The following is a 19,639-nucleotide window of genomic DNA, read 5'->3' as shown; positions in this document are numbered from 1 at the left end:
TTAACCGATACCATCTCATGACCATAGCCGACAACAAAAAAGCCTTTTTTGACTACTTCATCGAGGACCGCTACGAAGCGGGCATCGTCCTGGAAGGCTGGGAAGTCAAGGCCATCCGCGACGCCCGGGTCCAGATCAAGGAAGCCTACGTCACCATCAAGGGCGACGAGCTGTTCCTGTTCGGCGCCCATATCAGCGCGCTGCCGACCGCCTCCACCCATATCCACCCGGAAGCCATCCGCACCCGCAAGCTGCTGCTGCACCGCGCGGAGATGGACAAGCTGATCGGCAAGGTCGAGCGTTCCGGCTACACGCTGGTACCGCTGAACCTGCATTACAAGGGCGGCCGCATCAAATGTGAAATCGGCCTGGCCAAGGGCAAGAAGATGCATGACAAGCGTGCCACAGAGAAAGATCGCGACGGCAAGCGCGAAGTGGCGGCCGCCATGAAGACCCACAGCCGCTGATCCGCCGTGCGCCAGTGTTGCGCGTCCTGTACAAAACCCGGCCCCGCGCCGGGTTTTTTATTGCCTGACGAGTTTCTAATTAGAAACACCCATGCTAAACTGGGAGCAGAATGATTTTACATTCGCGGGTGGTGTTCGCCTGCGAACCAGACAGTGTACTTTTGACGACGAGGCAATAATGGCGCTGAAAACTGCAATGGCCCTGGGAGCCGCAGCCGCTCTGCTACTGGCGGGATGCGCATCGCGCTACACGCCGACCCCGCTGGCCGCGAACTTCCCGACCACCAAGCAGGCCAAGCTGCAAGCGGCTTACCATTGGGGCGTCATTTCCGACAGCATCGAGAAACGTGTGGTGGCCGAGCTCAAGAAGAGCCCGCCCCGTCCGGTCTTCATCAACGAACCCAGGGATCCGTCCGCCTTCCAGCGCGCGCTGTCGACCCAGCTGACCACCTCGCTGGTCAATGATGGCTACGTGGTCACGCGCTCCCCGGCCGGCTCGCTCAAGATCGACATGGACGTGCAGGCCGTCACCTTTACCGCCAACCGTCCGCAATACCGCTATCACGGCGAGCGCGCGGTGCTGGGCACCGGCGTCTGGCTGCTGAGCGAGATCGAAGCGCCGGTCGTGCTGAACCTGGCCGTGGCCGCCGGCGCCTGGGACTCCTACGACTGGTTCAACGCCCAGTTCGCCCCCGGCGCGACGCCCAAGACCGAAATCATCGTCACCGTGTCGGTGTCCGACCAGTTCCGCTACGTGGCGCGCAATACCTCGGCGTACTACGTGGCCGACAGCGACCGCATCCTTTACGGCATCGTCGATCCGGAGCCGGAGGAACCCAAGCTGACCCGGCTCTTCAAAGTCCGTGGAGACATGTAAATGACCCTGATGTTACGCGCGTCCCTGCTGGCCCTGCCGCTGCTGCTGGCGGCCTGCTCCTCCACCCCGACCAAGGATGAAGGCAATTATTCGACCATCTCGTCCAACCAGTTCATCGACGCCAACTACAAGGCCGCCGATTCGCTGATGCACCAGTTGAGCGGCAAGCTGCTGGCCGACAAGCCGTTGATCATGGCCACCATCGTCAACATCGACGCGCTGGAGCAGACCACGACGCTGGGACGGCTGGTGTCGGAGCAGTTGTCGACGCGGTTGGCGCAAGGCGGCCTGAGCATGCTGGAAATGAAGCTGCGCAACAGCGTCTACCTGAAGCGCAACCAGGGCGAGCTGATGCTGACGCGCGAGATCGGCGAAGTGGCGACCGCCCACAACGCCCAGGCCATCGTGGTCGGCTCGTATGCGGAGACCAGCGACATGGTGTTCATCAACATCAAGGTGATCCAGCCCAACACCAACTTCGTGCTGGCCGGACAGGACTACGTGCTGGCCAAGGAAGCCATCGTCCGCTCGATGCTGCAGCGGAACTAGCGACCTATACCAGGCGCGGCAGCACATCCACCGCCGACGCCTCCACTTTCAGTCCGATCAGGTCGTCCGCCCGGGTCTTGCCCAGGTTGATGGCCGCGATCGGCTTGCCCGCCTCGGCCGCCAGCTTGCAGAAGCGGTAGCCGGAAAACACCATCAGCGACGAGCCCACCACCAGCAGCGCGTCCGCCTGCTCCATCATGCCCAGGGCTTCGGCCGTGCGCTGGGCTGGAATGTTGTCGCCGAAGAAAATCACGTCCGGCTGCAGCGTGCCGCCGCAGGCGTCGCAGCTGGGCATGTGAAAGTGCTGCAAGGCGTCCAGCTCGACCTCGGCGTCGCCGTCGGGACGGGATTCGGGCACCACGCTGTCCACGCCCGCCGCCGCGCTGGCGGCCAGCTCAGGATTGGCCTGGACCAGCCATTCCTGGATGGCGGCGCGCGGGTGCAGCGTGCGGCAGTCCAGGCAGATGGCGCCGTGGATGTTGCCGTGCAGTTCAATCAGCTTGCGGCTGCCGGCGCGCTGGTGCAGGCCGTCGACGTTCTGCGTGATCAGTCCGTCGATGCGGCCGGCCGCCTCCAGCGCGGCCAGCGCCTGGTGGCCGACGTTCGGCGCCGCCTGCGCCAGCGTCGGCCAGCCGGCCATGCTGCGCGCCCAGTAGCGCCGCCGCACGGCCTCGTCGCGGCGGAAATCCGGGCCCTGGATCGGCGTGCGGCCGCGGCGGACGCCGTCCTTGTCGCGGTAGTCGGGTATGCCGGAGGCGGTGCTCAGGCCGGCGCCGGTGAGCACCAGCACGCGGCGGTGCCGTTGCAAAAAGCTGCCAAGATGGTCGAGTTGCTGATTCAGGTTCATGTGCGCCATGTTATCCGAGAATCGCGGTGGTAGCATGGAGGCATAAAATTTCCGGGTCCGTAGAACCGTTTTCGTTCGGCAAGGTATTAACGGTGGTAATGGAGGATGTCGGATGCAGCACGGACAGCACGAGAAGGATGAAGTCGCACTGTTGGCCAGGGTCTCGGCCGGGGACCGGCTCGCCTTCGAAGCATTGTACCGCTCATATTTTTCGCGCTTGTCGCGGTTTATCGGCCGCATGACGCGCAACGCCGCGCTGATCGAGGAAGTGGTGAACGATACAATGTTGGTGGTCTGGCAAAAAGCGGCCAGTTTCGACGGCAGCTGCAAGGTATCCACGTGGATCTTTGCGATCGCGTATCGCAAGACCTTGAAGGGATTGAAGGCCGGCGACGATCCGGTCGAGTCGGACGCCTCGCTGTACGAGGACGACAGCGGCAACCAGCCGGAACAGGCCATCGGACGGCACCAGTTGCGCCAGACCGTGGCCGACGCGCTGGACCAGCTGCCGGCAGCCCAGCGGGCGGTGATGGTGCTGACGTACTATCATGACATGGTCTACAGCGAAATCGCCGAAGTGGTCGATTGTCCGCTGAATACGGTCAAGACCCGCATGTTTCATGCGCGGCACAGATTGAAAGACTTGTTGTGGAACGAAAGAGAGAGCACGCGATGAACGGGCGCATATTCAGGATGGATATCCCGGCGCACCAGGCGGTGCAGGAATTGCTGCCATGGTATGCGGCGTCGCAACTGGCGCCGGAAGAGACGCAGCGGGTGCAGCAGCACTTGCAAACCTGCGCCGAGTGCCGGCAGGAGCTGGAATGGGAACGCGAGATGCGGGCGCAGGCTGCCGTGGCGGCGGCGTCCGGCGCGCTGCCTGACGGCGTCGACATGGAACGGGCATTGGCCCGGCTGATGCCCGCGCTGGGACCGCAGGAGCACGCCACGACCGGCGACGCCGGCGTGCTGGCCTCTGCGCCCGCCCAACCACCGGCCGCCGCGCCTGGCGCCGTTGCTGCTCGCCAGCCCTGGTGGCGGACTGCGGCGGCCAACCAGCCGTCCTGGCTGCGCTGGACCGTGGCGGCGCAATGGGTGGCGATCGTCGGCCTGCTGGTGTTCCTGGTACGGCCGGGCGACGAAGCCCCGGCCTACCGTGTGCTCGGCTCGTCCGTCAGCAACGGCGGCAATATGGTGGTGGTGTTCCAGCCCGGCGCCACCGAGCGCGACCTGCGCCGCATCTTGCAGACACAGGGCGCGCGCGTAGTCGACGGCCCGACCGTCACCGACGCCTATCTGCTGCATGTGCCCACCGCCAGCCGCGACCGTGCGCTGCAGGCCTTGCGCGCCGAGCCGGCCGTCAAGCTGGCCGAGCCGCTGGATTCAGGTAGCCCGCCGTGAACGCCCTGATACGTCTGTGCATGTTGCTGGCCTGCCTGGCCGGTCTCGCATCGGCGCCGCTGGCCGCCGCGCAAACGGCCGCGCCGCCCGACGGCGACGAGATCGTGCAGCCGCAGGCCGTCACCACCGGCGAGGCCCCCGGCGCGCATCAGCTGCTGGTCATGCTGCGGCTGCCGGCGACCCACTTCCGTCCGGACGCCAGCTACGGCGGCCGCTACATCGACGACGGCGGACGCAGCGCGCGCCGCCGCCGCGCCGAGGCGCTGGCCACGCTGCACGGCCTGACCCTGGTCGACGATTGGCCGATGCCGGTGCTCGGCCTTGATTGCTACGTCATGCGCTACCCGGACAACGAGTCCGCCGAGCGCATCATCGCCGTGCTGGCGCGCGATCCGCAGGTCGAATGGGCGCAGCCGGTCGCCAGCTTCAACGGCATGGCCGCCGCCGGCACGGCTCCTACTGACAGCGGAGATGCCCTGTATCCGGTGCAGCCCGCCGGACGCTACTGGCATGTGGCCGAGCTGCATCGCTACACCACCGGGCGCGACGTCAAGGTCGCCGTGGTCGACAGCGGCATCGACGCCAGCCATCCCGACCTGCAGGGCCAGTTGGCCGTCAACGCCAACTTTGTCGACGCCGCCGCCATCCCGGCCGAGAACCACGGCACCGCCGTGGCCGGCATCATCGCCGCGCGCGCCGGCAACGGCGGCATACTCGGCGTTGCGCCGCAGGCCAGGCTGATGGGCCTGCGCGCCTGCTGGCAGCAGCCCGACCTGGCCACGCGCTGCAACAGCTTCACGCTCAGCAAGGCGATCAACTACGCCATCCTCAACGGCGCCAAGGTCATCAACCTCAGCCTGTCCGGCCCGCCGGACCGCCTGCTCGACAAGCTGCTCGACGTCGCGCTCGAACGCGGCATCGGCGTGGTCGGCGCGATCGATGCCAAGGCCGGCGGACCGGCCTTCCCCGCCAGCCACCGCGGCGTGCTGGCGGTGGCCTCGCAGGCGGCCGTGGGCAGGACGCCGGCACCGGCGCCGCCAACGGCCGACGCCGCCAGCGATCCGCCGCTGCTGGCGCCCGGTACCGACGTTCCGACCACGGCGCCCGGCGGGCGCTGGTCCTTCGTCAGCGGCAGCTCGTATGCGGCGGCCCATGTCAGCGGCATGCTGGCGCTGATGGACCAGCTGCAACCGGCATCGACACCGGTGCAGCTGCGTCATCTGCTGCAGCCCGGCGAAACGCCGAACACTGTTAATATTGATGCATGCGCTACCATCTCCCGCTTACTCCGCAATTGCGGCTGCTCATGCACCGCCGCCGGCCTCGCTCAACGCGGCCTCAATCCGTGACCTTACGCCGCTGCGCGCTCGCCCTTCTATGCATACTGCCGTGGCACCAGGCCACCGCCCAAACCGATTTCAGCGGCAGCGCCGCGCTGCAATCGGATTACCGCTATCGTGGCCAGTCGCTCGGTGACGGCCGCCCGGTGCCGCAGCTGACGCTGAACCTCGACGACGCGTCCAGCTGGTATGGCGGCCTGTTCGCCAGCGGTTCGTCGATCGGCGACCGGAACGGCCTCAAGCTGCAAGGCTATGCCGGCTACGCGCTGCGCCTGGCCTCGGGCTGGAGCGTGGAGGCCGGCTGCAGCCGGTCCGCCTACACCCAGCTGCACTCCACCGATTTCAATGAATGCTATATCGGCGCATCCGGCGAGCGGCTGACCACGCGGCTGTATTATTCGCCGCGTTACTTCGGCTATGCGGCGCGCACGCTGTATGGCGAAGTCAACTTGTTCTATCCGGTCCACCCCAGCGTCAACCTGATCGCGCATGCGGGACTGATGCACACTCTGCACGGCATGGCCTGGCCCGGCATCCCCGCCAATTCACGCTACGACCTCAAGCTGGGCGCCAGTGTCCCGATCGGCAATTGGACCTTGCAGCTGGCGCGCGAGCAGACCCAGGACGACGGCGTGCGCTATATACATTACCCGCCGTCATCGAACCGGGCCTGGACGATGAGCGCGACTTATTCTTTCTAAAAGTATATTTAAGCGACGGCGAAACCTGCGAGCGACGGGCTGGAATCCACAGTCCACCAACCCGAGCTCTCGAAAGGAATCGCCATGCGCTCTTCGACTTCCCCCCTGCTGGCCACCCTGATCCTCACCGCCTGCGGCGGCGGGGGCTACGGCAACTCGCCGATGACGCCGCCGGTGGTGATGCCACCGGCCACCGCCACCCACTTCGCCGTGGCCAACCTGGTCACCGACACCGCGACCGGCGCCGCCCACACCGATGCCAAGCTGGTCAACCCATGGGGCATCGCCTTCAATCCGGCCGGCTTTGTCTGGGTCGCCAACAACGGCAGCGCCAGCTCGACGCTGTATGACGGCAACGGCGTGCCGCAGACGCTGGTGGTCGCCACGCCGGCGGCGCCGACCGGCATCGTCTACAACGGCAGCGGCGACTTCCGCGCCAGCCCGTTCATCTTCAGCCATGAGAGCGGCGCCATCTCCGCCTGGTCGCCGGCCGTCGACCGCAACAACGCCGTCAAGGTGTACGACGGCGCCGCCGCGCAGGCGGTGTACAAGGGCCTGGCGATCGCCACCTGGAACAACGCCAACTACCTGTACGCGGCCGACTTCCACAACAAGCGCGTCGACGTCTTTGACGCCGGCTTCAACAAGGTGGCGCTGCCGGGCGGCTTCAGCGACAGCTCGCTGCCGGCGGGCTATGCGCCGTTCGGCATCCAGGCCATCGGCGACCGCATCTATGTCGCCTACGCCCAGCGCGAAACCAGCGGCGACGACGAGCAGGCCGGCGCCGGCCTGGGCGCCATCGACGTGTTCGACACGGCCGGCAACCTGCTCAAGCAACTGGTGCGCGGCGGCGCCCTGAACGCGCCCTGGGGCATGGCGATGGCGCCGTCCAATTTCGGCAGCTACAGCGGCAAATTGTTGGTCGGGAATTTCGGCGACGGCAAGATCAACGCCTATGATCCGGTCACCGGCGCCAGCGCCGGCACGCTGGCCAGGGGCGACGGCAGCGCCATCGTCATCGACGGCTTGTGGGGCATCGCCTTCGGTCCCGGCATCAACAGCCAGCCGACCAACACGCTGTTCTTCAGCGCCGGCCCAGGCGACGAGCAACACGGCGCCTACGGCCGCATCGATATGCTGTGACTTATGCGGTGAGGCGGGAACGCAAGTCTTCGACCGAGGCCAGCCATTCCTGGTAGTGCTCGCTCTCCTCCCACAGCTCGCGCAGCTCCGAGCGCTCCGACAGGATGCGCTCGATGGCGCGGCCCGCCTTTTCCGCCAGGTCGGTGCGCAACCTGGCCTTGGGCTTGCGCGCGTCCACCCAGTCGTCGACGGCGGCGCTGTCCTCGGTGCGCGCGCCGCCCTTGCCCTGCAGCCGCGCCAGCACTTCGATCGCCACCAGCGCCTCGACAGCGAACGGCATTTCCAGTTCGTCGCCGTTGTCCTCCAGCGCCACGTCCAGCGTGTTCTCGACCGCGTCGAGGTTGCTGGTTTCCTTCAGGTCCTCCGCCCAGTCCTGCGCGTAGTCGTTGCCGAAGGCGTCCACTGCCCATGTTCCCATCGTTGCTCCTTATGCCTTGGCCGGCTTGACCAGCGGCGCATCTTTCTGCGATTTGACGACCTGCATGGCGGTGGCGATCAAGCCGCTCATCTCGCCCAGGTTGGCCGGGATGATAATCGAATTATTGGTCTTGGCCAGCTGCGAGAACGCGCCCACATACTGCTCGGCCACCTTCAGGTTGACGGCGTCCTCGCCGCCCGGCTCGCGGATCGCCGCGCCGACCTGGCGCAGCGCCGACGCGTTCGCTTCGGCCAGCGCGATGATGGCGGCGGCCTGGCCCTGGGCGCGGTTGATGGCGGCCTGCTTGTCGCCTTCCGAGCGCGCGATCTGCGCTTCGCGCTCGCCGCTGGCGATGTTGATCTGCTCCTGCTTGCGGCCTTCCGAGGCGGCGATCAGCGCGCGCTTTTCACGCTCGGCGGTGATCTGGGCCTGCATCGCGTGCAGGATTTCCTTCGGCGGCGTCAAATCCTTGATCTCGTAGCGCAGCACCTTGACGCCCCAGTTGGCGGCCGATTCGTCGATGGCGTTGACGATGGCGGTGTTGATATGGTCGCGCTCCTCGAAGGTCTTGTCCAGCTCCATGCGGCCGATCACCGAGCGCAAGGTAGTCTGCGCCAGCTGCGTGATGGCGGCGATGTAGTTCGACGAACCGTAAGAGGCGCGCATGGCGTCGGTGATCTGGAAGTACAGGATGCCGTCGACCTGCAGCTGGGTGTTGTCGCGCGTGATGCACACCTGCGGCGGCACGTCGAGCGGGATCTCCTTCAGCACGTGCTTGTAGGCGATGCGGTCGACGAAGGGGATGACGATGTTCAGGCCGGGGCCCAGCGTGGCGTGGTACTTGCCGAGCCGCTCGACCACCCAGGCGTGCTGCTGCGGCACCACGTTGATGGTCTTGAACACGAACACCAGGGCCAGTATGAACAGGATGAAGGTGACGTTGCCGATGCTGATATCCATTGAATTCTCCGTAGGTTGATCTCAGGCCGCCACGATCAGGCGGCTGCCGCGTACTTCGCGTATCGTGTACAGTCCGGGCGCCGGCGTAGTCCCCGGCTCCAGTTCCACATCCCACAGCGCGCCGCGGTACATCACGCGCGCCGCGCCGTCCTGCCAGGCCGGCACGGTGACGGTCTGGCCGATGTCGAGGTTGACGTTCGGATCGCGCCCGGCCTGCACGCGGTCTTCCTGCTTGCCGAAGCGGCTGCGCCGCAGCAGCACGGTGGCGGCCACGCCGACCACGGCGGCAAGCACCGTCTGCGCCTCCATGCCGAAGCCCAGCAGCGCGGCCAGCACGCCCGAGCTCATGCCGATGGCGATCATCAGCAGGTAGAAGGTGCCGGTGAACAGTTCCAAAATGACCGTCGCGCCGGCGGCAAAGGCCCAGTAACTCCAGTCAGCCATGGTGCTCTCCTTTCAGGTTTCAAAATGCAAAAACCCCCGCTTCCCGGTGCGGGCTGCGAGGGTTTTTACTGCGGGGCAGTTGGTATTGATAGTGTTATTTGCTACTAAATTCGATAACTCCAGTCTAAACCAAATCCGTCCCGCGTCAACACTTTATTATTGCTTGGTCAGTGACGCCAGTTTCTGCCAGGTATCGATCACCGAGTCCGGGTTCAGCGACATCGATTCGATGCCCTGCTCCATCAGCCAGGCGGCGAAGTCCGGATGGTCCGAAGGACCCTGGCCGCAGATGCCGATGTACTTGCCCTGGTCGCGGCAAGCCTTGATCGCCATCGACAGCAGCGCCTTGACGGCCGGGTCGCGCTCGTCGAAGTCAGCCGCCAGCAGCGCCATGCCGGAATCGCGGTCCAGGCCCAGGGTCAGCTGGGTCAGGTCGTTGGAACCGATGGAGAAGCCGTCGAAGTGTTGCAGGAACTGGTCGGCCAGGATGGCGTTCGACGGCACTTCGCACATCATGATCAGGCGCAGGCCGTTTTCGCCGCGCACCAGGCCGTTCTTGCCCAGCAAGTTGACGACTTTCTCGGCCTGGCCCAGGGTGCGGACGAACGGCACCATGATCTCGACGTTGGTCAGGCCCATGTCGTTGCGCACGCGCTTCATCGCCTGGCATTCCATTTCGAATGCGCCGGCAAAGTCGGCCGCCAGGTAGCGGGCCGCGCCGCGGAAGCCCAGCATCGGGTTCTCTTCATCCGGCTCGTAGCGCGAACCGCCGATCAGCTTCTTGTACTCGTTGGACTTGAAGTCCGACAGGCGCACGATGACCGGCTTCGGCCAGAACGCGGCGGCGATGGTGGCGATGCCTTCGGCCAGCTTGTCGACGTAGAAGGCTTTCGGCGAAGCGTGGCCGCGCGCGACCGACTCCACCGCCTTCTTCAGGTCGGCGTCGATGTTTGGATATTCGAGAATCGCCTTCGGGTGCACGCCGATGTTGTTGTTGATGATGAACTCGAGACGGGCCAGGCCGACGCCGCCGTTCGGCACCGACTGGAAGTCGAACGCCAGCTGCGGGTTGCCGACGTTGAGCATGATCTTGGTCGGCAGCTTGGGCAGCTCGCCGCGCGACACTTCCGAGATTTCCGTTTCCAGCAGGCCGTCGTAGATCTTGCCTTCGTCGCCTTCGGCGCAGGAAACGGTGACGAAAGTGCCGTCCTTCAGCACTTCGGTGGCGTCGCCGCAACCGACGACGGCCGGCACGCCCAGTTCACGGGCGATGATCGCCGCGTGGCAGGTGCGGCCGCCGCGGTTGGTGACGATGGCCGAGGCGCGCTTCATCACCGGTTCCCAGTTCGGGTCGGTCATGTCGGCGACCAGCACGTCGCCCGGCTGTACGCGTTCCATGTCGGCCGGGTCGTGGATCACGCGCACCGGACCGGCGCCGATCTTCTGGCCGATCGCGCGGCCGGAGGCCAGCACCGTGCCGGACGATTTCAGCTTGAAGCGCTGCTGCACGTCGGTCGCCTTCTGCTGCGACTTGACGGTCTCGGGACGCGCCTGCAGGATGTACAGCTTGCCGTCGCGGCCGTCCTTGCCCCACTCGATGTCCATCGGACGGCCGTAGTGGTTCTCGATGATGACGGCGTACTTGGCCAGCTCCACCACTTCCTGGTCGTTGAGCGAATAGCGGTTGCGCATTTCAACCGGCACGTCGACGGTCTTGACGGAGCGGCCGGCCTTGGCTTCGCTGGTGAATTCCATCTTCAGCAGCTTGGAGCCGATGTTGCGGCGGATGACGGGCGACTTGCCCTTTTCCAGCATCGGTTTGTGGACGTAGAACTCGTCCGGATTGACCGCGCCCTGCACCACCGTCTCGCCCAGGCCGTAGCTGGAGGTGACGAACACCACGTCCTTGAAGCCGGACTCGGTGTCGATGGTGAACATGACGCCGGCCGCGCCCAGGTCGGAGCGGACCATGCGCTGCACGCCGGCCGACAACGCCACTTCGGCGTGGGTGAAGCCCTTGTGCACGCGGTAGGAGATCGCGCGGTCGTTGTACAGCGAGGCGAACACGTGCTTCATCGCGTCGAGCACGTTGTCGATGCCGACCACGTTGAGGAAGGTTTCCTGCTGGCCGGCGAAGGAGGCGTCCGGCAAGTCTTCGGCGGTGGCCGACGAGCGCACGGCGAACGACATCTCGGTGCTGGAGTCGGCGACCAGTTGGTCGTAGAAGGTTTCGATTTCCTGCTGCAGGCGCGGCTGGAACGGGGTTTCGACGATCCATTGACGGATCTCGGCGCCCGCTTGCGCCAGCGCGCGCACGTCGTCGATGTTCAGGTCGGCGAGGCGGTCGGCGATGCGGTCGGCCAGCGGCTTGCCGCCACCGATGCTGTGCGACAGGAAGTCGCGAAATGCCTGCGCCGTGGTGGCGAAGCCGCCCGGAACCCGGACACCGGCTTCAGCCAGCTGGCTGATCATTTCGCCCAGAGAGGCGTTCTTGCCGCCGACGGATTCGACATCCGTCATTCGCAAGTGTTCAAACGAGGCAACATAAACCGCTTCGTTGTTTTGCTCCTTCAATGCTGCGTTGGACATAATTACACCTTTTTGATGATAGAAATCTTCCAGCGAGGCGCAGACTTGTTTCTTGTTATTCTGGTCGTCGTGCAGCACAATCTTAACTATGGCGCCCATTCTACAGCCTGCGGCCCAAATTGACGATTCACAATACTGACAGGCTCACTCTACATGACACAAGAACAACGCCCCACGCTGCCTTCCTCCGCCCGCACCGTGTTTTTCGTCTCCGACGGCACCGGCATCACGGCGGAAACCTTTGGTCACTCGGTGCTGACCCAGTTCGAGCTGCGCTTCCGCCAGGTCCGGCTGCCGTTCATCGATACGCTGGACAAGGCGCACGACGCGGTGCGCAAGATCAACGAAGCCTTTGCAACCGACGGTCAACGTCCGATCATCTTTTCCACGCTGGTGAAGACGGAGTTGTCTGACGTCATTCGTCATTGCAAGGGCATGTATATGGACATGTTCCAAACATTTGTTGCGCCGCTGGAACAGGAACTGGGCGTCAAATCGACCCACACCATCGGCCGTTCGCACAACATCGTCGACAGCGAGGAATACAAGAACCGCATCGAGGCGATCAATTTCTCGCTGGCGCACGACGACGGCCAGTCGCACAAGAACCTGTCGTCGGCCGATGTGATCCTGGTCGGCGTGTCGCGCTCGGGCAAGACGCCGACCAGCTTGTACCTGGCGATGCAGTACGGCATCAAAGCGGCCAACTATCCGCTGATCCCGGACGATTTCGAGCGCGGCAAGCTGCCGTCTTCGCTGTACGAGTTCAAATCCAAGATCTTCGGGCTGACCATCACGCCCGAGCGGCTGTCGGAGATCCGCAACGAACGGCGGGCCGGCAGCAAGTACGCGGCGCTGGAAAACTGCCGCTACGAGGTCAACGAGGCCGAAATGATGATGAAGCGCGAAGGCATACGCTGGCTGTCGTCGACCACCAAGTCGATCGAGGAAATCTCCACCACCATCCTGCAAGAGATCAAGCCGAACCGGCGCGAGTACTGAGGGGCTGCTGATTATGCCGGCAAGTGCGCGCGGCTGGAGGCCAAGCTCGCGTTCCTGCGCAACCTGGCGAAGGCGATGGCGGATGCCGGCGTCGAATTACTGTCGGGCACTGATGCTCCATCTATTCCCGGACTGGTACCGGGATATTCGCTGCACGATAATCTGGCTGAATTGGAACGCTCGGGACTGAGCCGTTACCAGGTATTATCTACCGCAACCCGCGCGCCGGGAACCTTTATCTCGCGCACAAAAGGCGGCGTGCAATTTGGCCAGATCATTACTGGTTATCGCGCAGACCTGATATTAACCGAGCAGAATCCGCTGGATGGTTTATCGACTTTACGTTCGCCGTTGGGCGTAATGACCGAGGGCCGCTGGCGCGATAAACAAGCACTGACGGAATTAATGGCCGGCGTGCGCCACAGTTATCTCCCGGATTAAATAAATACGCCGGCTGCATTATATTGCAGCCGGTTTGATATATTACCCTCCCATACCCTATCCATGCCGGATTTTAGCTAAAACATGCCAATTTCAAGCATGAATTGAGCGAATTGCGGGGCAACGAAGCGCAATGAAAAAAAAGAAACGAGATGAGTATAGGCGAGTCAATACCCCGGTTATATAAACCAGGTATATTTATACTCGGGGGAGGTGATTAGAAGAAGTGCTGCCAGTCGGCCAGCCAGGCGGGGAATTCCTCGACCGGCATCGGCTTGGCGATATAATAGCCTTGGGCATAAGTGCAACCCAGGCCTTGCAGGAAATCCCAATCCTGTTTTGTTTCTACGCCGACCGCCACCGAACGACGATCCAGGCTGCGCGCCAAACCAAGGCAGGAACGCAATACGGTGCCGATGGCTTGTTTCTTGGACGCCCCGTCGACAAAACTGCGGTCTATTTTCAGCTCCGAAAAAGGTATGCGCGCCAGTAATTGCAGATTACTGCGGCCGGTGCCGTAATCGTCGATGGCCAGCCCGAATCCTTTCATCCGCAAACGCAATAACCGTTCAAGAAAATGCGGATCCGTGGTCAGCACCGCCGACTCGGTCATCTCGAAAGTGATGTAGTCGGGCATGATTCGGTGCCGGTCCAGACAGGCCGCGATCTGGTCCATGAACTGCGGATGCGCCAGCGTGCTCTGATCAACATTGATGGAAAACGAGATCGGTATGCCCTGGTCGTGCAAGGTACGGCAGGCCGCGACCGACTTTTCGATCATGCTCCAGTCGAGGAAATCGACGCGCCGGTTATCCTCCAGCACCTGCATGAACGACGCCGGTCCCAGCACGCCATACAGCGGGTGGCGCCAGCGGGCGAACATCTCCAGGCCCTTGACCTGCCCCGTCTCGAGCTCGATCTTGGGCTGGAAGAAGGGGTCGAACTCGCGCGCCTGCAGTCCCTGCCCCACTTCGGCAAACGAAATCGGCGGCACTGTCGGGCGCGCGGCGGCCCGCGCCTCACCCGGCTGCAGGTAGTTGGTGATCAGCGCCTCGAGCCGGCTGCCGATGACCGGCTTGCCGATCGCACCCAGCATGTTGATGCCGTAGGCGGCGGCCATGGTCTCGACCGAGAACAGCACCGCGTTCGACTGCGCGCCCACCACCACCACGCCCACGCGCGATTTGGCGTCGGCCAGGCGGCGTATCAGTTCCAGCGCGTCCATGCCCGGCAGCGCCAGGTCGATGATGGCGATATCAACGGGCGGCGCCATGTTGGCGGCGGTGCTGAAATGGCGCATCGCCGTGTGGCCGTCCGGCGCCTGCGTAATCCGGCCGACGCCGAGGTGCACCAGGATGTCGGCCAGCGCGTGGCGTTGTACCTGATCCCCTTCGGCTACCAGAAAGTGCAACTGCGCGATATCCATGAACTGCTCCGTTGATGCGTTAAGACTGATTCTGCCTTACTTGTTCGAAAAAGCATACTGCCGCGCATGCGGCCACGTTCAGCGACTCGACCTGGCCCAGGTGCGGTATCACCACCTGATGGGTCGCCATCGACAGCAGATCGTCCGCCACGCCCTGGCCCTCGTGCCCGAACAGCCAGGCCACAGGCTGGCGCAGGTCGACGTCGTACAGCCGCTGGGTCGCATAGCCGCTGGTGGCCAGCGTGGTCACCTTGGCCGCCGACACCAGCGCCGCCAGGTCGACGTTCTCGAAAATATCCAGCACAAAGTGCGCACCCATGGCCGCGCGCAGCACCTTGGGCGACCAGCAGAACGCCGAACCGGCGCTGCAATAGACCTGCGTGATGCCGGCCGCCGCCGCGCTGCGCAGGATGGAACCGACGTTGCCGGGATCCTGCACGTTATCGAGCAGCACCGCCGACACGGCCAGCGGCCCGCCCACCGCACGCTCGGGCGTCTCGATCAGGAACATCACGCCGACGCCGTGTTCGACCTGGCTGACGGCGTTGTACAGCGCGTCCGGCAGTCCCAGCACGTGCGCATGCCGCGCTTCCAGCTTGCCGACGATGTCCATCACTTCCGGATTGTGCAGCGCCGATTCGCTGACCACGCACTGCTCCGGCAAGCCGCGCAGCTGCAGGTAGGCCTGGCACAGGTGCACGCCGTCGAGCAGAGTGCGGCCGGACTTGCGGCGCGCCTGCGAACTGCCGGCCAGCTTGACCAGGTCCTTGTATTGCGCGTTGTCGCGCGAGGTGATGGTCTTCATGCCGCCCTCCCGCCACTGGTCCGGGCCGCGAACAGTTCCAGCACCTCGCGCACCGGCGCGAACGAGCGGCGGTGCACCGGCGAGGCGCCGTGCTCGCGCAGGCGCTCCAGATGCAGCGCCGTGCCGTAGCCCTTGTGCTGGTCGAAGCAGTACTGCGGATACTGCGCATGCAAGGCCACCAGCGCGGCATCGCGCGCGGTCTTGGCCAGGATCGACGCGGCCGAAATCGCATCGACCTTGTCGTCGCCGCCGATCACGGCGATCGACTGGATCTTCATCACCGGGCAGCGGTTGCCGTCGATCAGGGCCAGCGTCGGCACGGTGCTCAGCGCCTCCACCGCGCGCCGCATCGCCAGCATCGAGGCCTGCAGGATATTGAGCTTGTCGATTTCCTCTTCCGACGCCTCGGCGATCGCCCACGCCAGCGCATGGGCCTTGATCAGCGGCGCCAGCATGTCGCGCTTGGCTTCGGTGAGTTTTTTCGAATCGCGCAGGCCGTCGATGGGCCGCGAGACGTCGAGGATGACGGCGGCCGCGAACACCGGGCCGGCCAGCGGCCCGCGCCCCGCCTCGTCGACGCCGCAGATGATCTCGTCGGGCGAATCGGGCAGGAAGTCGAACAGGCCGGATTGTTGATTATTCACGTTGATACTCTTTATGCTTGAATGACTTTGAGCACGGCGGCCGCGCTCTCCACCGCGCTGTTGCGCAGCAGGCTGTGATGCATGTCGGTGAAGCGCTGCGCCAGCCGCAGGCGGTGCGGCGCGTCGCTCAGCTGCTGCCACATCGCGTCGGCCAGCGCCTGCGGATTGGCCGCGTCCTGCAGCAGCTCCGGCACCAGGAACTCGCGCGCCAGGATGTTCGGCAGGCCGATCCACGGCTGGTAGCCGAAGTGGCGCAGGATCTGCCATTCCAGCTCCATCATGCGATAGGCTATCACCATCGGCTTCTTGAACAGCGCCACCTCCAGCGACGCCGTGCCCGACGCCACCAGCACCGCGTCGGCCGCGGCGATGGCGGTATGCGACTGGCCGTCGAGCAGCTGCACTTCGACGTCCTGCAGGCCGGCCTGCGCCACCAGTTCGAGGAAGTACCGGCGCTGGCGCTCGCCCGCCATCGGCGCGACGAACTTCAGCGTGCTGTCGCGCTGCTTCAGCAGTTTGGCGGCACCGATGAAGGCCGCCGTGTTGTACTTCAGTTCGGACATGCGGCTGCCCGGCATGATGGCCACCACGCTGGCGTCCTCCGCCAGGCCCAGCGCGCGGCGCGCGCCCGCCTCGTCCGGCGCCAGCGGGATCAGCTCCGCCAGCGGATGGCCGACATAGCTGACCGGCACGCCGGCCTGCTTGTAGATCTCTTCCTCGAACGGAAACACCACCAGCATGTGCGACACCGCCTTGATGATTTTCTTGATGCGGCCGCCGCGCCAGGCCCAGATCTGCGGGCCGATGTAGTGGATGGTCGGGATGCCGGCCGCCTTCAACTGCTCTTCCAGCCCGAGGTTGAAGCCCGGGTAGTCGGCGCCGATGAAGGCCGCCGGCCGCTCGGCCAGCAGCCGGTCGCGCAGCGCGTTCTGGATGCCCTTGATTTCGCGGTAGCGCGGGATCACGGCCAGCAGGCCGCGCACCGTCAGCTTGTCCATCGGATAGTGCGACTCGAAGCCCTGGGCGATCATGTGTTCGCCGCCGATGCCGTGGAAGCGGGTGTCGGGCAGGTGCGGCCGCAGCCCGGACAGCAGGCGCGCCGCCAGCACGTCGCCGGACGGTTCGCCGGCGACCAGCGCTATGGATGGCACGCCCGGTTGCGCGGCCAATGGCGCGGCCATCATCGGCCGCGCGCTGTCAGCGGACGATGCCACGGCTGGCGACGCCGAGGAAGTCGCGCATGGCACGGATGTGCTGCGCCACGTCGGCCGGGCTGGCCTCTTCTTCGGCCTGCAGCGCGGCCTTGGCCTCTTCCAGCGTCAGGCCGGAGCGGTAGATGGTCTTGTAGGCGCCGCGGATGCCGTTGATCTGCTCGCGCGTAAAGCCGCGCCGCTTCAGGCCCTCGATATTGACGCCGTGGGCCTGCGCGGGATTCCCGTTCAACAGCACGAACGGCGGCACGTCCTGCGTCAGCGAGGTGCTCATGCCGACAAACGCGTGCGCGCCGATCTTGCAGAACTGGTGCACATTGGCGAAGCCGCTCATGATGACCCAGTCGCCGATCTCGACGTGGCCGGCGATCTGCGCGTTGTTCGAGAAGATCGTGTTGCTGCCGACCTGGCAGTCGTGCGCCAGGTGGACGTAGGCCGAGATCCAGTTGTCGTTGCCCAGCGAGGTTACGCCCTTGTCCTGCACCGTGCCGGTGTTGAAGGTGCAGAACTCGCGGATGGTGTTGCGGTCGCCGATGGTCAGCCTGGTCGGCTCGCCGTTCCATTTCTTGTCCTGCGGCGCGGCGCCGATCGACGAGAACTGGAACAGCTTGTTGTCGCGGCCGATGGTGGTGTGGCCTTCGATGACCACGTGCGGCCCGACCACGGTGCCCGAGCCGATGACGACGTTGGGACCGATGACAGAATACGGCCCGACCTCGACACCGGTGTCGAGATGCGCCTTCGGATCGACGATGGCGGTGGCGTGTATCGTCGCCATGATTACTTGCCTGCTGGCTGGCTGGCGTCCGATGCGCTGCGGATGGTGCACATCAGTTCCGCCTCGACCGCCGTCTGGCCGTCGACCGTGCCGACCGCCTTGTACTTCCAGATGCCGCGCGACACGCGCAGGATCTCGACATTCATCACCAGCTGGTCGCCCGGCTCCACCGGACGCTTGAAGCGCGCGTTGTCGATGCCGACGAAGTACACCACCGAATTCTCGTCCGGCTTGATGTCCATGGTCAGGAACGACAGGATGGCGGCGGTCTGCGCCATCGCCTCGATCATCAGCACGCCCGGCATCACCGGCTTGTGCGGGAAGTGGCCGTTGAAGAATTCCTCGTTGACGGTGACGTTCTTGATGGCGGTGATGGTCTTGCCCGACTCCCAGTCCAGCACGCGGTCCACCAGCAGCATCGGGTAGCGGTGCGGCAGGTACTGCTTGATGGCGTGGATGTCCAGGCACTTCTTGGTGCAGGTGGACGCTTCGGTGGTTTCTGGAGTGGTAGTAGTCATGATTTATTTCTCGTCGTGATACGTCAGTGTTTTAATTGTTTTTTCCAGCGCGCGAATTTTATCGCGCATCGTCGACAAATTGCGGACGATGGCGGCTGATTTTTCCCATTCGCTGTTTTTGGCCAGCGGATAAAAGCCTGTGTACTGTCCCGGTTCCAGGATCGAGCGCGATACCATGCTGCCCGAACCCACGTGGACCTTGTCGACGATGGTCAGGTGGCCCAGCACCATGGCGGCGCCGCCGAAGGTGCAGTACTTGCCGATCTTCGCGCTGCCGGCCACGCCGACGCAGCCGGCCATCGCCGTGTGCGCGCCGATGTGGCAGTTGTGGCCGATCTGGATCTGGTTGTCCAGCTTGACGCCGTCCTCGATGATCGTATCGGCCAGCGCGCCGCGGTCGATGGTGGTGTTGGCGCCGATGTCCACATCGTCGCCGATGACCACGCGCCCGGTCTGCGGAATCTTGATGTAGACCCCGCCCTCGTTGGCGAAACCGAATCCGTCGGTGCCGATGACGGCGCCCGAATGGATGATGCCGCGCTTGCCGATCACGCAGCGCGAATGGAACGTCACGTTGGCGAACAAATGCGTGTCCTCGCCGATCACCGCCTCGCGGCCGATGTAGCAGCCGGCGTCGATCACCGCGCCCTCGCCGATCACCGCGCCCGCCTCCACCACCACGCGCGCGCCGACATGGGCGCTGGCGGCGATGCGCGCGTCGTCGGCGACCACCGCGCTGGCGTGCACGCCCGCCGCCGGCACGATGGCCGTCAGCGATTCGAAATACTGCGCCGCGCGGGCGAAATACACATACGGATTGTTGGTGACGATGCGCGCGCCCTGGAAGCCGGCGGCGATAAAAGCGTCGTCGGCGGCCGACACGATCAGTGCCGCCGCCTGGCTTTGCAGCGCTTGCGCGCGCAGTTTGCTATTGCTGAGAAAGCTGATGTGCGAAACGCCGGCGTCCGTCAATGGCGCGATCCCGGTCACTTCCAGGTTCGCGTCCCCCATCAACTGCCCGCCCAAGCGTTCGACCAATTCCCCTAGTCGAGTGCCCATCGGGTGGTCCAATCTATCG

The 19,639-nt window shown here is 64.7% G+C and carries 22 protein-coding genes; 10 read left to right on the top strand and 12 right to left on the bottom strand.

Annotated features, from left to right (window positions below; all coding sequences use genetic code 11):
* Window positions 1-17: 17 nt before the first annotated feature.
* The 3 genes from smpB (at window position 18) to ABWW33_RS27155 (ending at window position 1,893) form a co-directional block, all read left to right on the top strand.
* A complete protein-coding gene (smpB, locus tag ABWW33_RS27165) occupies window positions 18-467 on the top strand; it encodes an SsrA-binding protein SmpB (protein WP_176651075.1) in 450 nt (149 codons plus the stop codon).
* A 196-nt stretch (window positions 468-663) separates the two neighbouring features.
* Window positions 664-1,344, top strand: a complete 681-nt coding sequence (locus ABWW33_RS27160; protein ID WP_353404553.1) for a hypothetical protein — start codon at window positions 664-666, stop codon at window positions 1,342-1,344.
* Complete coding sequence (locus tag ABWW33_RS27155) at window positions 1,345-1,893, top strand: FlgO family outer membrane protein (RefSeq protein ID WP_176651077.1); 549 nt, start codon at window positions 1,345-1,347, stop codon at window positions 1,891-1,893.
* A gap of 4 nt (window positions 1,894-1,897) precedes the next feature.
* Here the strand turns inward: ABWW33_RS27155 and ABWW33_RS27150 are convergent, their stop codons facing one another.
* A complete protein-coding gene (locus tag ABWW33_RS27150; protein WP_353404596.1) occupies window positions 1,898-2,749 on the bottom strand; it encodes an NAD-dependent protein deacetylase in 852 nt (283 codons plus the stop codon).
* 103 nt (window positions 2,750-2,852) lie between these two features.
* On the opposite strand from ABWW33_RS27150, the gene ABWW33_RS27145 reads away from it, so the two are divergent.
* The 5 genes from ABWW33_RS27145 (at window position 2,853) to ABWW33_RS27125 (ending at window position 7,325) form a co-directional block, all read left to right on the top strand.
* The gene (locus tag ABWW33_RS27145) at window positions 2,853-3,416 is read left to right on the top strand and encodes an RNA polymerase sigma factor (protein WP_353404551.1); all 564 of its coding nucleotides are present in this window, start codon (window positions 2,853-2,855) and stop codon (window positions 3,414-3,416) included.
* Complete coding sequence (locus ABWW33_RS27140; protein ID WP_353404549.1) at window positions 3,413-4,141, top strand: zf-HC2 domain-containing protein; 729 nt, start codon at window positions 3,413-3,415, stop codon at window positions 4,139-4,141. The genes ABWW33_RS27145 and ABWW33_RS27140 overlap by 4 nt, the downstream gene beginning before the upstream one ends.
* Complete coding sequence (locus ABWW33_RS27135) at window positions 4,138-5,490, top strand: S8 family peptidase (RefSeq protein ID WP_353404548.1); 1,353 nt, start codon at window positions 4,138-4,140, stop codon at window positions 5,488-5,490. Before ABWW33_RS27140 ends, ABWW33_RS27135 begins: the two co-directional genes overlap by 4 nt.
* Window positions 5,487-6,182, top strand: coding sequence for a TorF family putative porin (locus ABWW33_RS27130; protein WP_353404547.1), 696 nt, complete (start codon window positions 5,487-5,489; stop codon window positions 6,180-6,182). Before ABWW33_RS27135 ends, ABWW33_RS27130 begins: the two co-directional genes overlap by 4 nt.
* An 84-nt stretch (window positions 6,183-6,266) precedes the next feature.
* A complete protein-coding gene (locus ABWW33_RS27125; RefSeq protein WP_353404545.1) occupies window positions 6,267-7,325 on the top strand; it encodes a TIGR03118 family protein in 1,059 nt (352 codons plus the stop codon).
* Window position 7,326: 1 nt separating this feature from the next.
* Here the strand turns inward: ABWW33_RS27125 and ABWW33_RS27120 are convergent, their stop codons facing one another.
* The 4 genes from ABWW33_RS27120 to ppsA form a co-directional block, all read right to left on the bottom strand.
* Window positions 7,327-7,743 carry a DUF4259 domain-containing protein gene (locus tag ABWW33_RS27120; RefSeq protein ID WP_353404543.1) on the bottom strand — a complete coding sequence of 139 codons (417 nt, stop codon included), beginning with the start codon at window positions 7,741-7,743 and terminating at the stop codon, window positions 7,327-7,329.
* Window positions 7,744-7,752: 9 nt separating this feature from the next.
* Entirely contained in the window at window positions 7,753-8,703 is a 951-nt protein-coding gene (locus ABWW33_RS27115) for an SPFH domain-containing protein (RefSeq protein ID WP_353404542.1), read from the bottom strand.
* A gap of 21 nt (window positions 8,704-8,724) precedes the next feature.
* On the bottom strand, window positions 8,725-9,147 hold the full coding sequence (locus ABWW33_RS27110; protein ID WP_353404540.1) for an NfeD family protein: 423 nt from the start codon (window positions 9,145-9,147) through the stop codon (window positions 8,725-8,727).
* A gap of 156 nt (window positions 9,148-9,303) precedes the next feature.
* Window positions 9,304-11,736: a phosphoenolpyruvate synthase gene (gene ppsA / locus ABWW33_RS27105; RefSeq protein WP_353404594.1), complete on the bottom strand. Its 2,433-nt coding sequence runs from the start codon at window positions 11,734-11,736 to the stop codon at window positions 9,304-9,306.
* Window positions 11,737-11,889: 153 nt separating this feature from the next.
* On the opposite strand from ppsA, the gene ppsR reads away from it, so the two are divergent.
* Entirely contained in the window at window positions 11,890-12,738 is an 849-nt protein-coding gene (gene ppsR, locus ABWW33_RS27100; RefSeq protein ID WP_176651085.1) for a posphoenolpyruvate synthetase regulatory kinase/phosphorylase PpsR, read from the top strand.
* Window positions 12,739-12,813: 75 nt separating this feature from the next.
* Entirely contained in the window at window positions 12,814-13,179 is a 366-nt protein-coding gene (locus tag ABWW33_RS27095) for a hypothetical protein (RefSeq protein ID WP_353404537.1), read from the top strand.
* Between the two features lie 217 nt (window positions 13,180-13,396).
* On the opposite strand, the gene ABWW33_RS27090 is transcribed toward ABWW33_RS27095, so the two are convergent.
* From ABWW33_RS27090 to lpxD, 7 genes are read right to left on the bottom strand one after another with little or no spacing between them, the layout of a single operon-like run.
* Window positions 13,397-14,605, bottom strand: coding sequence for an EAL domain-containing response regulator (locus ABWW33_RS27090; protein WP_353404535.1), 1,209 nt, complete (start codon window positions 14,603-14,605; stop codon window positions 13,397-13,399).
* Window positions 14,606-14,624: 19 nt separating this feature from the next.
* Complete coding sequence (locus ABWW33_RS27085; RefSeq protein WP_353404533.1) at window positions 14,625-15,410, bottom strand: TrmH family RNA methyltransferase; 786 nt, start codon at window positions 15,408-15,410, stop codon at window positions 14,625-14,627.
* The gene (gene rnhB / locus ABWW33_RS27080; RefSeq protein ID WP_176651089.1) at window positions 15,407-16,054 is read right to left on the bottom strand and encodes a ribonuclease HII; all 648 of its coding nucleotides are present in this window, start codon (window positions 16,052-16,054) and stop codon (window positions 15,407-15,409) included. Before rnhB ends, ABWW33_RS27085 begins: the two co-directional genes overlap by 4 nt.
* Window positions 16,055-16,065: 11 nt before the next feature.
* Window positions 16,066-17,268 (bottom strand): lipid-A-disaccharide synthase, encoded by a 1,203-nt coding sequence (lpxB, locus tag ABWW33_RS27075; RefSeq protein WP_413449219.1) that lies wholly within the window; start codon window positions 17,266-17,268, stop codon window positions 16,066-16,068.
* Window positions 17,252-18,043, bottom strand: a complete 792-nt coding sequence (lpxA, locus tag ABWW33_RS27070) for an acyl-ACP--UDP-N-acetylglucosamine O-acyltransferase (protein ID WP_176651090.1) — start codon at window positions 18,041-18,043, stop codon at window positions 17,252-17,254. The genes lpxB and lpxA overlap by 17 nt, the downstream gene beginning before the upstream one ends.
* 2 nt (window positions 18,044-18,045) lie before the next feature.
* Entirely contained in the window at window positions 18,046-18,561 is a 516-nt protein-coding gene (gene fabZ / locus ABWW33_RS27065; protein ID WP_176651091.1) for a 3-hydroxyacyl-ACP dehydratase FabZ, read from the bottom strand.
* Window positions 18,562-18,564: 3 nt separating this feature from the next.
* Window positions 18,565-19,620, bottom strand: coding sequence for a UDP-3-O-(3-hydroxymyristoyl)glucosamine N-acyltransferase (gene lpxD, locus ABWW33_RS27060; protein ID WP_353404530.1), 1,056 nt, complete (start codon window positions 19,618-19,620; stop codon window positions 18,565-18,567).
* Between the last annotated feature and the right edge of the window lie 19 nt (window positions 19,621-19,639).

This window comes from Duganella hordei (assembly GCF_040369125.1).
Taxonomy (GTDB): domain Bacteria; phylum Pseudomonadota; class Gammaproteobacteria; order Burkholderiales; family Burkholderiaceae_D; genus Rugamonas; species Rugamonas hordei.
This window is presented reverse-complemented; position numbering and strand designations above follow the sequence as displayed.

What these genes read in the sequence shown, in the direction of transcription:
- ppsA (WP_353404594.1), bottom strand. Translation starts at nt 11,736, where the DNA reads ATGTCCAACGCAGCATTGAAGGAGCAAAACAACGAAGCGGTTTATGTT.
- ABWW33_RS27150 (WP_353404596.1), bottom strand. Translation starts at nt 2,749, where the DNA reads ATGGCGCACATGAACCTGAATCAGCAACTCGACCATCTTGGCAGCTTT.
- ABWW33_RS27085 (WP_353404533.1), bottom strand. Translation starts at nt 15,410, where the DNA reads ATGAAGACCATCACCTCGCGCGACAACGCGCAATACAAGGACCTGGTC.
- lpxA (WP_176651090.1), bottom strand. Translation starts at nt 18,043, where the DNA reads ATGGCGACGATACACGCCACCGCCATCGTCGATCCGAAGGCGCATCTC.
- ABWW33_RS27125 (WP_353404545.1), top strand. Translation starts at nt 6,267, where the DNA reads ATGCGCTCTTCGACTTCCCCCCTGCTGGCCACCCTGATCCTCACCGCC.
- fabZ (WP_176651091.1), bottom strand. Translation starts at nt 18,561, where the DNA reads ATGACTACTACCACTCCAGAAACCACCGAAGCGTCCACCTGCACCAAG.
- ppsR (WP_176651085.1), top strand. Translation starts at nt 11,890, where the DNA reads ATGACACAAGAACAACGCCCCACGCTGCCTTCCTCCGCCCGCACCGTG.
- ABWW33_RS27110 (WP_353404540.1), bottom strand. Translation starts at nt 9,147, where the DNA reads ATGGCTGACTGGAGTTACTGGGCCTTTGCCGCCGGCGCGACGGTCATT.
- ABWW33_RS27090 (WP_353404535.1), bottom strand. Translation starts at nt 14,605, where the DNA reads ATGGATATCGCGCAGTTGCACTTTCTGGTAGCCGAAGGGGATCAGGTA.
- ABWW33_RS27120 (WP_353404543.1), bottom strand. Translation starts at nt 7,743, where the DNA reads ATGGGAACATGGGCAGTGGACGCCTTCGGCAACGACTACGCGCAGGAC.
- ABWW33_RS27155 (WP_176651077.1), top strand. Translation starts at nt 1,345, where the DNA reads ATGACCCTGATGTTACGCGCGTCCCTGCTGGCCCTGCCGCTGCTGCTG.
- ABWW33_RS27095 (WP_353404537.1), top strand. Translation starts at nt 12,814, where the DNA reads ATGGCGGATGCCGGCGTCGAATTACTGTCGGGCACTGATGCTCCATCT.
- lpxD (WP_353404530.1), bottom strand. Translation starts at nt 19,620, where the DNA reads ATGGGCACTCGACTAGGGGAATTGGTCGAACGCTTGGGCGGGCAGTTG.
- smpB (WP_176651075.1), top strand. Translation starts at nt 18, where the DNA reads ATGACCATAGCCGACAACAAAAAAGCCTTTTTTGACTACTTCATCGAG.
- ABWW33_RS27160 (WP_353404553.1), top strand. Translation starts at nt 664, where the DNA reads ATGGCCCTGGGAGCCGCAGCCGCTCTGCTACTGGCGGGATGCGCATCG.
- ABWW33_RS27145 (WP_353404551.1), top strand. Translation starts at nt 2,853, where the DNA reads ATGCAGCACGGACAGCACGAGAAGGATGAAGTCGCACTGTTGGCCAGG.
- ABWW33_RS27115 (WP_353404542.1), bottom strand. Translation starts at nt 8,703, where the DNA reads ATGGATATCAGCATCGGCAACGTCACCTTCATCCTGTTCATACTGGCC.
- ABWW33_RS27140 (WP_353404549.1), top strand. Translation starts at nt 3,413, where the DNA reads ATGAACGGGCGCATATTCAGGATGGATATCCCGGCGCACCAGGCGGTG.